13 protein-coding genes and 8 pseudogenes are annotated in these 13,822 nt (G+C 30.7%); 16 read left to right on the top strand and 5 right to left on the bottom strand.

The window, feature by feature from the left end; all coding sequences use genetic code 11:
- Positions 1-9: 9 nt before the first annotated feature.
- Positions 10-189 (bottom strand): hypothetical protein, encoded by a 180-nt coding sequence (locus OTBS_RS10220; protein ID WP_012460886.1) that lies wholly within the window; start codon positions 187-189, stop codon positions 10-12.
- Between the two features lie 845 nt (positions 190-1,034).
- On the opposite strand from OTBS_RS10220, the gene OTBS_RS16070 reads away from it, so the two are divergent.
- The 3 genes and pseudogenes from OTBS_RS16070 (at position 1,035) to OTBS_RS03070 (ending at position 2,643) form a co-directional block, all read left to right on the top strand.
- Positions 1,035-1,295 (top strand): hypothetical protein, encoded by a 261-nt coding sequence (locus OTBS_RS16070; RefSeq protein ID WP_041621158.1) that lies wholly within the window; start codon positions 1,035-1,037, stop codon positions 1,293-1,295.
- Positions 1,271-1,519 (top strand): DnaA N-terminal domain-containing protein, encoded by a 249-nt coding sequence (locus OTBS_RS17855; protein WP_332370181.1) that lies wholly within the window; start codon positions 1,271-1,273, stop codon positions 1,517-1,519. The genes OTBS_RS16070 and OTBS_RS17855 overlap by 25 nt, the downstream gene beginning before the upstream one ends.
- A 57-nt stretch (positions 1,520-1,576) precedes the next feature.
- A pseudogene (locus OTBS_RS03070) lies at positions 1,577-2,643 on the top strand (DnaB-like helicase C-terminal domain-containing protein).
- A 208-nt stretch (positions 2,644-2,851) separates the two neighbouring features.
- Here the strand turns inward: OTBS_RS03070 and OTBS_RS03065 are convergent.
- From OTBS_RS03065 to OTBS_RS03060, 3 genes and pseudogenes are all read right to left on the bottom strand, one after another.
- Positions 2,852-3,856, bottom strand: coding sequence for a tyrosine-type recombinase/integrase (locus OTBS_RS03065; protein WP_080571820.1), 1,005 nt, complete (start codon positions 3,854-3,856; stop codon positions 2,852-2,854).
- A gap of 430 nt (positions 3,857-4,286) precedes the next feature.
- Positions 4,287-4,397, bottom strand: a pseudogene (locus OTBS_RS11515) (bifunctional (p)ppGpp synthetase/guanosine-3',5'-bis(diphosphate) 3'-pyrophosphohydrolase); the annotation flags it as partial.
- A 232-nt stretch (positions 4,398-4,629) separates the two neighbouring features.
- Positions 4,630-5,658: pseudogene (locus tag OTBS_RS03060) on the bottom strand (DnaB-like helicase C-terminal domain-containing protein); the annotation flags it as partial.
- A 601-nt stretch (positions 5,659-6,259) separates the two neighbouring features.
- On the opposite strand from OTBS_RS03060, the gene OTBS_RS17850 reads away from it, so the two are divergent.
- The 11 genes and pseudogenes from OTBS_RS17850 (at position 6,260) to OTBS_RS17510 (ending at position 12,340) form a co-directional block, all read left to right on the top strand.
- Entirely contained in the window at positions 6,260-6,442 is a 183-nt protein-coding gene (locus tag OTBS_RS17850) for an integrase arm-type DNA-binding domain-containing protein (RefSeq protein WP_041621157.1), read from the top strand.
- 259 nt (positions 6,443-6,701) lie between these two features.
- Positions 6,702-6,797 (top strand): annotated as a pseudogene (locus OTBS_RS13920) (IS5/IS1182 family transposase); the annotation flags it as partial.
- Between the two features lie 171 nt (positions 6,798-6,968).
- Positions 6,969-7,361 (top strand): hypothetical protein, encoded by a 393-nt coding sequence (locus OTBS_RS03045; protein ID WP_041621155.1) that lies wholly within the window; start codon positions 6,969-6,971, stop codon positions 7,359-7,361.
- Positions 7,362-7,779: 418 nt separating this feature from the next.
- Entirely contained in the window at positions 7,780-8,352 is a 573-nt protein-coding gene (locus tag OTBS_RS15380) for an Arm DNA-binding domain-containing protein (protein WP_193777004.1), read from the top strand.
- 50 nt (positions 8,353-8,402) lie between these two features.
- Positions 8,403-8,975, top strand: a complete 573-nt coding sequence (locus tag OTBS_RS15375) for a site-specific integrase (protein ID WP_232488882.1) — start codon at positions 8,403-8,405, stop codon at positions 8,973-8,975.
- Positions 8,976-9,096: 121 nt separating this feature from the next.
- Positions 9,097-9,432, top strand: coding sequence for a hypothetical protein (locus OTBS_RS03035; protein ID WP_011944590.1), 336 nt, complete (start codon positions 9,097-9,099; stop codon positions 9,430-9,432).
- Positions 9,432-9,984 (top strand): annotated as a pseudogene (locus OTBS_RS03030) (TraE/TraK family type IV conjugative transfer system protein). Before OTBS_RS03035 ends, OTBS_RS03030 begins: the two are co-directional and overlap by 1 nt.
- Positions 9,981-10,469 (top strand): hypothetical protein, encoded by a 489-nt coding sequence (locus OTBS_RS03025; protein WP_011944589.1) that lies wholly within the window; start codon positions 9,981-9,983, stop codon positions 10,467-10,469. The pseudogene OTBS_RS03030 and the gene OTBS_RS03025 overlap by 4 nt, the downstream one beginning before the upstream one ends.
- 135 nt (positions 10,470-10,604) lie before the next feature.
- Entirely contained in the window at positions 10,605-10,937 is a 333-nt protein-coding gene (locus OTBS_RS03020; protein WP_011944588.1) for a hypothetical protein, read from the top strand.
- Positions 10,938-10,994: 57 nt separating this feature from the next.
- Positions 10,995-11,933, top strand: a complete 939-nt coding sequence (locus OTBS_RS17515; RefSeq protein ID WP_041621153.1) for a TraB/VirB10 family protein — start codon at positions 10,995-10,997, stop codon at positions 11,931-11,933.
- Between the two features lie 5 nt (positions 11,934-11,938).
- On the top strand, positions 11,939-12,340 hold the full coding sequence (locus OTBS_RS17510; protein WP_041621152.1) for a TrbI/VirB10 family protein: 402 nt from the start codon (positions 11,939-11,941) through the stop codon (positions 12,338-12,340).
- Between the two features lie 20 nt (positions 12,341-12,360).
- On the opposite strand, the pseudogene OTBS_RS13915 reads toward OTBS_RS17510, so the two are convergent.
- Positions 12,361-12,456 (bottom strand): annotated as a pseudogene (locus OTBS_RS13915) (IS5/IS1182 family transposase); the annotation flags it as partial.
- A 29-nt stretch (positions 12,457-12,485) separates the two neighbouring features.
- Here OTBS_RS13915 and OTBS_RS17845 point away from each other — a divergent pair.
- Both OTBS_RS17845 and OTBS_RS03000 read left to right on the top strand, forming a co-directional pair.
- A pseudogene (locus OTBS_RS17845) lies at positions 12,486-12,816 on the top strand (conjugal transfer protein).
- Positions 12,797-13,729: pseudogene (locus tag OTBS_RS03000) on the top strand (TraC family protein); the annotation flags it as partial. The pseudogenes OTBS_RS17845 and OTBS_RS03000, both read left to right, overlap by 20 nt.
- Positions 13,730-13,822 lie beyond the last annotated feature (93 nt).

Raw genomic sequence — 13,822 nt, 5'->3', positions numbered from 1 at the left:
TGATTTGCCTCAATAGCAAGTAAATCTAAGAAAATTATAACTTGCAATCTTCTTGTCTTGTTTGGCTAAATTTGCAGCATTGTCTCTACCAGATTTTATCATTTGTGATTTAGCTTCATTGATATTTAGCTCATACTTATTTAACCTTTTAGGCAAAATATCATAAAACCTTTTCGCATCTGCTTTCATTTTCAAAGACAAATACCATATCGTAGCAATACCTCTCCACTCCTATTTGTCCAATTAAGTTCTCTTTGCTGATTTTGGCAAACAAGCTATCTATAACATAATGCAGAAAGACATTAGCCAAGATTGATGAAACAATTGAGCCTTGACGACAACCTTCTTTGTTAGTAACTATAGTACCATTTTCGAAGTTATACGTAAGTCAGTTTAACTTCCTTAAAGCGTCGTATACATTCAATTTAATTTGTAAAAAAATTATTTTCTAAAACACCTACTATAGCTGTATTTTTGGAGGTAAAAAATGCGACCTGTAGTATTCGATTTTTTAACTAATAGTTGTAATATTATTAAAAAAATATAGTAATAATAATGCTACAATATTTTATAACTTTATTGGAAATATCATTTCGCTAGAATGGAGAAAGCTAACTGCAGATAATGGAAAAGCATTAAGTAAGACATCTAAACAGCTTTTATCATTCATAGTATTTAGACTACATATCTATTACAACAAAGATATAGATGAATTACAGGAAAGTTATCAGCTTTATGAGGATAAGCTGAATGTTGGTCAAAGAAGAGTTAAGCAATGCTTAGTAGAATTAAGAGATGCAGGTTTTATTGAAGTTGAAAATAGGACAATAATTAAAGACAATGTTAAGTTACGTAATGTCCCTTGCATAAAACTTCTAAAAAATTTTCAGCATTATAACGAAAAATGAAAAGAAGAAAATATAGCCTTACCAGAAAAAAATCTCGCTCCAACATGAAAGAAATTTCATGTCCACCTGAGACTTTTTTCAGGGACATATATTGAAACAAGCGCAAATCTTAGTAAGGAAAGTCAGTTGAAGCATAAAATTGCTGGTTCTTTTGAAGCAGCTATGGCTTATCAAATTTTGACTTCTTGTAGTTTTGGGCAAGCGGTTCGAACTAGGTTTTTTGTTAAGTTGCTTAAAAATATCACACTAACAGAATGTGATGAATCAAAGATATTACAAGCTGTACAGGATGTATATGGATACGAAATTCAAAAATTGCAAGTTACACCATTTGAGAACTCAAAACTGTTTCACAGAAACAAATCAATGAAGAAGAGTATCTCTTAAATCTCAGTAAACAACTAGATTCCAACTCGGTTTGGTACAAAGTACGAGAATCTTTAGTTAAAAGTTATGGTCAAGCTATCGACAAATCATGGTTTAGTACATTGAAAGTTGTAAATGAAGACAGTGTTAATAAAAAAATATTCATCAAAGCAAAAACAGAATTTGAAGATGATTACATTAGAAACAACTGTATGCAAGGTCTTGAATATGCTTTTAAAGCTTAAGGGTTTTCTTTTGAGTTAGTTAACTTCGAATAATTTTAATAAAATTTAAAGAGTGATATGGAAAAAGATCTTGCAAAGATTGCTCCAAATAATATTCAAGCAGAGCAAATGATACTTGGAGCAATTCTGATTAACAATCGTGCGCTATATAACATTAACGAATTTTTACTGCCGGAACATTTTTATGAACCATTACATGGTAAAATATACAAGTCAATTAATCTCATTATTAGTAAAGGAATTAGCGCTACTGTAATTTCGCTCAAAAATATGCTAGGCAATGAACTCGTATTTGAGGAAATAGGTGGAGTGGATTATCTAGCTAAACTTACAACTTTAGCATTAAGTTAGGAGTTAACTTAGCAATAAATGCTTGTAAATATTTTCTTACTCAAAAAAATACTAAAGATAATGTAGTACCATCAGTTGGCTTCTTTTCTTTAGAAATGTCATCTCAGCAAATCTCAACTCGAATTCTTTCTATAGAATCAGAAATTAATAGCTCTGCATTATTTAACGGTAAAATAGGTGAACAAGATGTTGATAAGTTAAAGACTGTACAAGACGAAATACAAAAGTGGAATTTTTTTATAGATGATGCTCCAGCAATCTCGATATCTGCAATTAGATCTCGAGCTCGTAGACTTAAACGTACTCATAATTTAGCAATATTATTTATTGATTATTTACAGCTAATAAAAATTGATTCCAGAGGGAGTCAGTATAATCGAGTGCAGGAAATTTCTGAAATTACTCAGAGCTTAAAAGCTCTTGCTAAAGAGCTCAATATTTCAATAATTGCATTATCTCAATTGTCTAGAGCTGTAGAACAAAGGTCAGATAAAAAGCCTATTCTCTCAGATCTAAGAGAATCAGGCTCAATTGAACAGGACGCCGATATTGTAATGCTCATATATCGGTACGAATATTACTTGTCTAGATCAGAACCAGATCTAGGAACTCCAGAACACATGGAATGGCAGAAAAAGCAAGATAGATGCTTTAATACTGCTGAAATAATTGTTGCTAAACACCGTAATTGGCAAGTTGGTACAGTGAAGTTGCACTATAATAGTAGGTATTCTAAATTTGGCAATATTGTTAAAAACTCTCAGCAAGGCTAATAAGCGCTAGATTATGCATAAGATGAAAAAATGCTGGTCCAAAAAAAATTACAGAAAAATTTTACTCATTAACACCAGAGATATGCAACTCAAGATTGGTTTTTGACATCATGATAACTGAATCAAAAATTTTATAACTTAATTTGCTTTTTTTTAGTTTTTATCTGGGATTGGAGTATACAAAAAGTTTAAATTATGGTATAATTTATTAATAACCATTTAGAGATGGAATGGGACAATAAGGATATTCCAAGTGCCCGCTTTCGCTAGTAGAACTTGGTAGTACCCATTTACTTGTAGATATTAATTTCCTTGCTTGCAATATTTCCATTGCCTCATCTGTTAATGGTATATTTTGCGCCTTTCCGTTCTTAGTTTTTGGTATATGCCATATTTTTCTTTCAAAATCTATATTGTCCCATTCCATCTCTAACACATTACTTTTTCTAGCTCCAGTATATAACGCTAGTAATGCAAAATCTCTTATCAATGGACTTGCTTCTCCGCATAATACTTGTAAAAATCTACCCATTTCATCGTAACTTAGACGTCTCTCTCTTGCTTGCAGTTTATGCTGCTCTATCCCTAGAGTAGGATTGTTTTCTATTAATCCCCATTTTATTGCCTTATTAAATATAGTGCGTAAGGTTGCTAGCAATGCATTTGCTGTGGCATATTTTCCCTCTTTGCTGATATCATTGAATATTGGTTCAATATCACTCATTCGAATCTGGCTTATCTTTTTTCCATATAATGATTGTGCATAAGTATGTACTCTGTCAGTATACTCTTTCCAGTTTATAGTATATATTTTGGCATACTCTTCAATATACTTATAACACAGCTCTTTGAATGTAATCTCTTGTCTTTCTTTTATACGATTCTCATTTTCTTCTATCTGTTGTTGACGTCTTACTTCTCTTGGATCTATTCCGTTCGCCATTAATATCTTTAATTCTATTGCTTTTTTTATAGCTTCTTTAATAGATAAATATGGAAATACCATTATCGTCATTTTTATCCCTTCTTTTCTAAATTTTTTTTCAAAAGACCATGTTTTTCTTACTCTTCCTCCACAGACTGTACATGAGATTTTCAGTTTAAGTCCTATTATATCTAGATGGTGGATAATTAATAATTTTTCTCCCTCAGGAATTTTTATTTTTCTTAGTAACTTATTTGTTAACTTTAATGTTAATGATATTGATTCCATAATTACACCATATATTAATTGTTATATTAATTTATATTACAATTACCTAAACAAAGTATCTATATTATTCTCTTTATTTGAATCAAATTTTTATACTAATTTATTTATAATATACCTGACTTCCAAACCGCTTTATCAACCTTGAGTTGGTATGTATTTTTCAACTATCATCTTAACCTTTAGATTGAAAACTGGCCCCCAATTTCCTGAATTTTTTTTCTACCTATTTTCTATCTTTCGCCTTAATTTTTTGTTATATTGACAAATATTGCAAATATATTTATACTTAAAGTTGAAGCTTGATTAAAAATATTAATAAAAGTTAACATAAGTTAATAGTAGGTTCTATAAAGTGTAGAGGTTAACAAAAATTAACTTTTCTTTTTCTTTATATTTGATATATCTTTGTAGCTTTATTATTACGTAATGTTTTAGCATAAAATATTGCTTTTTCAACTCTATCAAGATCAATTTTGGTGTTAAATCTTACGTTGGTTCTGAACAGCTTATTTATTAAGCTCTCACTATAAAAATCTACCATTGTCCATCTCTAAATGGTTATTAATAAATTATACCATAATTTAAACTTTTTGTATACTCCAATCCCAGATAAAAACTGAAAAAAAGCAAATTAAGTTATAAAATTTTTGATTCAGTTATCATGATGTCAAAAACCAATCTTGAGTTGCATATCTCTGGTGTTAATGAGTAAAATTTTTCTGTAATTTTTTTTGGACCAGCATTTTTTCATCTTATGCATAATCTAGCGCTTATTAGCCTTGCTGAGAGTTTTTAACAATATTGCCAAATTTAGAATACCTACTATTATAGTGCAACTTCACTGTACCAACTTGCCAATTACGGTGTTTAGCAACAATTATTTCAGCAGTATTAAAGCATCTATCTTGCTTTTTCTGCCATTCCATGTGTTCTGGAGTTCCTAGATCTGGTTCTGATCTAGACAAGTAATATTCGTACCGATATATGAGCATTACAATATCGGCGTCCTGTTCAATTGAGCCTGATTCTCTTAGATCTGAGAGAATAGGCTTTTTATCTGACCTTTGTTCTACAGCTCTAGACAATTGAGATAATGCAATTATTGAAATATTGAGCTCTTTAGCAAGAGCTTTTAAGCTCTGAGTAATTTCAGAAATTTCCTGCACTCGATTATACTGACTCCCTCTGGAATCAATTTTTATTAGCTGTAAATAATCAATAAATAATATTGCTAAATTATGAGTACGTTTAAGTCTACGAGCTCGAGATCTAATTGCAGATATCGAGATTGCTGGAGCATCATCTATAAAAAAATTCCACTTTTGTATTTCGTCTTGTACAGTCTTTAACTTATCAACATCTTGTTCACCTATTTTACCGTTAAATAATGCAGAGCTATTAATTTCTGATTCTATAGAAAGAATTCGAGTTGAGATTTGCTGAGATGACATTTCTAAAGAAAAGAAGCCAACTGATGGTACTACATTATCTTTAGTATTTTTTTGAGTAAGAAAATATTTACAAGCATTTATTGCTAAGTTAACTCCTAAAGCAGTTTTACCCATTGAAGGTCTGCCAGCTAATATTATTAGGTCAGAATTTTTAAATCCTCCAAGCTTTGAATCAAGATCCAGTAGTCCACTACTAATGCAATTAATAGAGTTTTTATTTTTAATAGCAGATGAAATTGATGTCCATGATTCTTCAATTGAAGTTTGCAATTTTATAAATCCTTTACTCAAAGTCCCCCTTGAACCTAGATCATATAATTGAGATTCAGCAGTTTCGATCTGACTTATAGATTCATGGTTTAAGAAAAATTAACTAACTAGAAGAAATAAGTTAGAGTAAGAGTTATTGTAAGCTTTATACGCTTTATAAAATCTGCTATGTAGTTTATTCTCGTCTGAGTTGATATATGAATTTAACTGTAGTTGTGTTAATATTACTTGTCAATATGATAATAATATCTTGATGTCAATTGCACAAATATAACACAAATATATGTATGATATTTAGCTAATTGGAATGCTAATTTTTAATCAGGCAACTTGAATTTGAAGTTGATAAGCTTAGAGTAACCTTCAGTTGGTAATGTTGCTTAAAAATATTTTTTATTTTTACAAAAGTATTTGCTATTAAATAAAAATCATACTACACATTATAAGTTTAAGCTAATTTTAAAAATTAATAAGTTATTATTTAATTACTTCAATTTTAAATTAATGAAGGGTAATAAATACGGCAGTAATATTATTTAAATTTATGCAATCAGCATTAAATAAAATAAAAGTACCACCAAAGAAGAAAAAATAATCCAGTTTAGATATATAAAAGAAAGGAACCTACTTTTGATAATATCATATACTGGATTTAGAAGATTTTATTTAGTAATAAACATTAGTGGCATATATTAGGATAAAAATAGGAACTTCACCAGATCTGACTGTGATAGAGGCTAGGAAGAAGGTAATGAAGTTGAAAAAGGATATTGCTAACGGAATACATCCAATGGAGGAAAGACGCAAGATAAATAGAGAAAGGAAAGAAAAAAACATAAGAGACTTGAATTACAGAATGAACTAACATTCGGACAGGCGCATGAAAAATATGCTGAATATAGTAGTATTTATCATGAAAAAAGTTGGAAGATTGGAAGAAAAGCTATGTAATAGTAAAGAGTTATACAGCACCTTTATACCATAAAAAGATATCTGAGATTACCGAAGAAGATATTCAGAAGCTTTTTGACGAAATAACAGCAAAGAAATACTATGTAACAGCAAACAATATTCTTATGAAATTAAGTCCTATATTAGACCTCTTTCGAAAGTGGTTAACGTAGTTCAAAATTATTGCTGATAAATATAGAAATAGACGTAAAGGATCTGGTCTTAGATTTAATTTGATATCTGGCATTTATAATTTTGAACTACCTTAACCAGTTTCGAAAGAGGTCTATTTAAGACTACTGTGTTGTTATAAGCCTTTCAGAGTGTTAAATTTTGAGTATAGCTACTAAATTGCTATATTTACGCGGGATAAAAACGTGGTTTTTGATAGCAAAAATTGCCTAAATCACCTGCTATACCTGACATTTTTGGAGGTTGAAATGGTGCGAGATTTGCGTAATTTGGCAAGCAATAATTGCAAAATTGCTAATAATAACAGTAGCAATAATGCAACTGTTTTTTATCGTTTTATTGGAAATTTTGTTCCAGCAGAATGGAAAGATCTGATTGGAGATAATGCTAAAGCTTTAAGCAAGACATCTAAACAGCTTCTATCATTGATAGTATATAAACTACAGATCTATTACAATAATGATATAGAGGAATTACAAGACAGTTATCACTCTTTTGAAAAGGAGTTGCAGGTTTGTCAACGCAGGGTTAGGCAATGCTTAGTTGAACTACAAAAAGCTGGTTTCATTGAAGTTGAAAATAGGACAATAATTAAAAACAATTTTAAGTTGCGTAATGTTCCTTGTATAAACATTACCTAATAATAAAGCTACAAAGACATATCAAATATAAAGAAGAAAAAATGTTAATTTTTGTTAACTTATGCACTTTATAGAACCTACTATTAACTTATGTTAACTTTTATTAATATTTATAATTAATCTTCAACTTTAACTATAAATATATTTGCAATATTTGTCAATATAACAAAAAAATTAAGGCGAAAGGTAGAAAATAGGTAGAAAAAAATTCAGGAAATTATGGGCCAGTTTTCAATCTAGAGGTTAAGATGATGGTTGAAAAATGCATACCAACTCAAGGTTGATAAAGCGGCTTGGAAGTCAGGTATGTTATGAATAAATTAGTATACAATTTGATTCAAATAAAGAGAATAATATAGATACCTTGTTTAGGTAATTGTAATATAAATTAATATAATAATTAATATATGGTGTAATTATGGAATCAATATCATTAAAGTTAACAAATAAGTTACTAAGAAAAATAAAAATTCCAAATGAAGGAACATTAATCATCCATGATAAAGGTGAACCGAAACTTAAAGTAAAAGTATCATGCACAGGAAGAAAAACATGGTCTTTTGAAACAAAATTTAGAAAAGAAGGGATAAAAATAAAGATAGGGGTATTTCCAGATTTATCTATTAAAGAAGCTAGAAAAATAGCAAGAGAATTAAAGACATTAATGGCGAAAGGAATAGATCCAAGAGAAGTAAGACGTCAACAATATATAGAAGAAAATGAGATGAGAAAAAGAAAAGCTCAAAAGATTACATTAGAAGAGCTGCATAACAAGTATATTGAAGAGTATGGCAAAATATATACTATAAACTGGCAGAGTAATGCTGCAAGAATATATAATTATGGGAAACCGTTATATTCAAAAAAGATAAGCAAGATTCAAAGGAATGATATTGAACAAATATTCAATGATATAACTAAAGAGAAGAAATATGCGACAGCAAATCGATTTCTAGTAACCTTAAGCAGTATATTTAAAATAAGGCAATAAAATGGGAATTAATAGACAGAAATCCTACACTAGGAATAGATAAACATAAAATGCAAGCAAGAGAAAGACGTCTAAGTTACGATGAAATGACTAAATTTTTACAAGTATTATGTGGAGAAGCAACTCCGTTGACAAGAGATTTTGCATTACTAGCGTTATATACTGGAGCTAGAAAAAGTAATGTGTTGGAGATGGAATGGGACAATATAGATTTTGAAAGAAAAATATGGCATATACCAAAAACTAAGAACGGAAAGACGCAAAATATACCATTAACAGATGAGATAATGGAAATATTGCAAGCAAGAAAATTAACATCTAAAAGTAAATGGGTGCTATCAACTGATAGAACGAAAAGCGGGCACTTGGAATCTCCTTATAGAGAATGGTATAAGATTTGTAAAAAGGCAGGCATAAAAAATTTAAGGATACACGATCTAAGAAGGACGTTTGCAAGTTGTATGGCAGATGAAGGCGCAGGTCAGTATATAATTGGTGCAGCATTGAATCATAGTGACATAAAATCAACGAGTATTTATACCAAAGTTAGTTTAGAGCCAGTAAGACAATATATGTCTAAGGTGACACAAATGATAAGAGAACATTCAGGAATTGATATTTGAAATAAATACTGAAATAACATGAAACTTAGCATGAGTAAGAAATGCATATATGAAAACTAATTATCACAGGTAAAATCTGTATTTGAAGATATTTAGCTAATTTAAACATTATAGTAGCAGAATGAGAAATCTCATGCTACAATTGCGGCTAAAGGTGATTATGCAAAATCAAAAATTATGTTGGGCATTATCGAGGCCGTTGAAGTATATGGGTTTGAGCATTGATGAATGGGGAGTAGTATTAGCTGGAGTAGCTCCAGGAATTGTACTACTAAACAGCAGGCATGCTAAATTAGGACTGGCCTTTATGATTGGAGGAATTGCTCTATGTTATTGCTTTAAGAAATTTAAGAAGGTATCGGAGAATTTTTTGCTAAAAAGTTTTTTAGTAGCTAAAGGTTTATTGCAAGCTCCATTAGGATATCCAAGGCTTTTGGGCAAAAAAGTTGGCAAATAATGAATCATCTCTTTAAGCAAAATGCTATACAAGAGCTTGTTAAATATAATAAATGCTTACTTTCAGTAACTATATTGCTAGCTGCAGCTAATATAATTGCAATAATAGCAGCAATTACAAAAGAAGAAAAGTGGTTGTTAATTCCAGCAATAGAGCCTGATCGTAAAATGACGGTTTCATCAAAAAATTACCATGAAACCTATTTAAAGGAATGGGCAATTTATGTGATGAAAGGCCTGTTTACTACTTCTCCAAATGAGGTAGAAAGACAAATAGCAGACATGAAAGTGGCATCTAGTAATACTGAATCTTTAAATAAATTTTTTCATGATCACTTGCAATTTGTTAAAGGTTCAAATGTGTCTTCAGTCTTTTTTCCGAAGAATGTTGAAGTGATAAATGAATGGAGTATTAATTAGTGGAACGCTTCGTTATTGGTTTAGCGATAGTAAAGATATAGCTGTCGATAAGACTTACCTTTTGACTTACAAGCGAACTCCTAATTACCTTTTATTGTTGACTGGTGTTAAAGAGAATGGAATAAAAAAATGAATATTAGAGTTTTGAGATTTATGATAGGGCTTATTGCTTTGGTAAACGTTAATAATATATATGCAGTAGAATATGAGTTAGAAGCTGATAATCTGCTAAAGCTTGAGATTTCTGATAGTGGACCAACAAGAATTAATCTTAAAGATGAAAAAATCAATGATATTTTTATGTACCCTCAAAATGCAGCTGAAGTTGTAGTTCATGAGTCTGGATGTTTGTTTATTGCTCCACGAGAAGAAGAAAAGAAGCTTTATTTAACAGTAATAGGAGCACACAAAACAATTCAAGATTTAATGTTAACTTTTACTCCAAAAACTCCAAGCCCTGTAATGCTTGTTAATGCTGCTACAAAAATAGAGGAAAAGGATAATTCAAAACAAAACAATACCAATTTGTTCAGTAATAACGTTAATACTAAAGAATTAACAGCGAAACCTTCTAAAAAACAAAGTAGAAATACTAAGAAAAAAATAAAACTGGCTTAAAATGCTAGTTTTTACTTCAAAGACTTAAAGTTCTACAAAGATTATTAATTAAAACCGCTTCAAAGTAAAATTTCATTGAACATGGAATAACTAGCACTAGGAGAATAATGCAAAATTTACTAATAAGCAATAACAATGTTCAGATATAAAAAATCGCGACTAAATATGCTAAAACCTACATTTGGAATACAGCGGAATAATGTAGTTGTAGTGCTGTTAATTATAATTACTGCTTGTGTTTTTTCTTTTGAGCCAGCATTAGCTGATACCCTTGAAGGGCAGCTTAATAAAATAGACGGACTTTTTAGTGGAAAGCTAAAAACAATAGGTATATCAAGCGCAACTATTTTATCATCGATTTGGGCTGTAGCAAGAGGTAATATAAAGCTTGCAGGAGTAATGGTGGCAATTGGTGTTATTTTAGGATTTTACCTAGATTGGATTGCCGGTGGTATGAAAATAAATTAGTACTCAATCAATTCATTGATAAGGTAGAAACATCAAAACTCAAAAAGCGGAGGAATAGTGCAACAGGAGAATTCAGACAATGATAATACAAAAGAAGAAGAAGATTTAGAGCTAAATAATAAACCAAAGGCTGAATCTGCTGTTAGGTCTAATAGCAAGCTATCAGAGTTAACAAATATTATTCGCCGAAAGCCAGTAATTGCCTTAACTTTTATAAGCATAACAATAATGCTTGTTTCGTATTTTTTATCTGAAAATGGCAAAACGAAAGAATCTATAACTTTTACTGAAAATCGTGAGTCAAGAGAAGCGATTTCTGGAGTAGAACAAGCTGTAGATTTGAGAGCAAAATGGACAGAGGAAATACTTAGTGAAGTTAAAACATTAAAAGATAGATTAGAAAGTGTAATAGAAAGCAGATATTTAGAAACTACTGCAAAAATTAATAATTTTAACCAAAAACTTGAGATATTGGAGAATCATCCTAAGCAACTTCTATATAATAATGATAGTGATGAGTTCAGTCATGATCTTAATCAGCATATTTTAAATTTACCCAATGATAACAAAACAAAGCAAGCTTCCGTAGTAGTAGTAAAATCATTTGTCAATCTTAGGAGAGCTGGAGCTGAACTAAAAAAGAATGTTGAGAACTATGTTACTAGCGGCAGTTCTGTTAGAGCTGTGCTACTTACTGGAGTCGTTGTAGGTACTGGAACTAACAGCTCTTCATCACCAGAGCCAATTATTCTGCAGCTAGTAGATACAGCAATTCTTTACGATAAATATAAAACTGATCAAATCAAAAAGGCTATCTTAATTGGATCTTGTAATGGAGATATTTCCTCAGAGAGAGCTAAATGTCGCATCGAAACTATTTCAGTAGTCAATAAACAAGGAGATATTATTGAAAAGCAGGTAGAAGGCTGGTTGATAGGCGAAGACGGACGTTCTGGAATTAAAGGAATCGTGGTAGATATAAATCGTCTAAAGTAGTAAGAATGGCTGCATTAAATGGAGTATTTAGCAGCATGGCTAAGTTTCTGCAAGCTAAGGCTATTAAACCTGATATGACAACGGCTCCAACGTTAAATATAATGACTCCAGGTCAGGCTCAATCAGAGTTAAGTGTTGGAGATGCACTAAAATCTGGAGCTTACTCTGGAGCTAGTAATGCTTTTGATAAGCTAGCTGATTTTGCTATAAAACGAGCTGATTCTATGAGCCCAGTCGTTCTTATTGCGTCAGGTAGAGTCATCGATGTTGTATTTAAAAAAGGTTTTGACTTACGTGAGCACAAGAAGAAGCCACATAATTTAACTTATTCACAATCAACTAACAATGAAAAAGTTAATTTGCATAATAAATTCGACCAATCACAAAAGTTAGAGGAGCATTTATAATAGACCTCTTTCGAAACTGGTTAAGGTAGTTTAAAATTATAAATGCCAGAGATCAAATTAAAACTAAGACCGAATCTTTTACGTCCATTTCGATATTTATCAGCAATAATTTTGAACTACCTTAACCAGTTTCGAAAGAGGTCTAATGAAGTTTTTATTATTGCTATTGGGCTGTATGAGCCTAACAAGCTTCTTTTTCGAAAATAATTTTGACTGTAAAATTCCTAAAGGGCTAAAATGTAAGTCTTTATACGAAATAAAGAATATGGTTGCTCAAGGCGCTTTTGATATTGATAATCTTGAGAAAGTTGGAAACATCAAAAGTTAAATCAAAAAGACGTTGTATTCTATGCTACAGGCAAGCTAAAGCAGTTCAAGGCCTAGATGTTGTTAACACTTCACCTAAAAAACCAAAAAAATATCTTATTAATTTATTTAAACCAAAACAGAGCCAAGGTGAACGCAAGCATACATAAGGATTTTGATCGAAAAAGATTCTCTAAACATTTTGTTTATGAATCATATGATGATGAGACTCAGCTATTCTTTAATCGTAGCTCAATAGGCTTTGTATTGCTTGCATGCCCATTGGCTGAAGCTAGTGTTTCGGCTCAAAATGAAATTGCTGAATTTCTAAAAAGCGATGAAAATTTACCTGCTGAAAGTAGCCTTCAAGTATTGATGATTGGTAGTAATAATATAGAGAATTTTTTAAGCAACTGGCAGTCATATCGTAAAGGAGAGATATTTATTGAGTTAGCAAACAAAAGAACAGAGTTTTTGCGTGATCAAGCTCAAAAAGTAGGTTCTATAAAGGATGTAATATTGTTGATTTCAGTTACTATACCTAATTTAAATGCAAATATCGATGATATGATTCGCAGACGAGATGCTTTAAAAGATACGTTTAGGTCAATTGGATTAAGCACTGAAAATGTTGATGCGCAGCAATTATTAAAGTTTCTGAGAGTAATATTTGGCTGGCCTGAAGAAGAACATTCGAATATTAACCAGTATGAAATATTATCTGAACAAATTCTAAGTGGAGATTTCTCGTTATTTGAGAATGATGATTGTGTAAATGTAAATGATGATCAAATATTTATCAGTCTAGAAGCTCGCAAAAGGCCTGCAGAATGGAAATTATCTGCTATGGATCTGTTTTTAGGTAATGAAATGCGTCGTGATGAATATATAAAATCAAATTTTCTTATTCATTTTGGTCTGCAAATTTTACCAAATCAAGCGATGGAAAGGACTGCAGCCATAACTAAAAGAGAAGCGCTAGAAAGAAATATTAATGCAGGAATGGGTAAATTTTTTCCTGATATACAGCAAGAAGCAGAAGATTTAGCAGGTGTAGTAGCTGCTTTACAGAGCGGTGATAGAAACGATTCAAAATTATTAATGATAGATATACAGAAAAAAAAAGATTTTCCTAGTAATTTAAAATTACTAAAATTTATAATTTTAAGCTTTGAA

The organism is Orientia tsutsugamushi str. Boryong (genome assembly GCF_000063545.1).
Taxonomy (GTDB): Bacteria; Pseudomonadota; Alphaproteobacteria; order Rickettsiales; family Rickettsiaceae; genus Orientia; species Orientia tsutsugamushi_C.
This window is presented reverse-complemented; position numbering and strand designations above follow the sequence as displayed.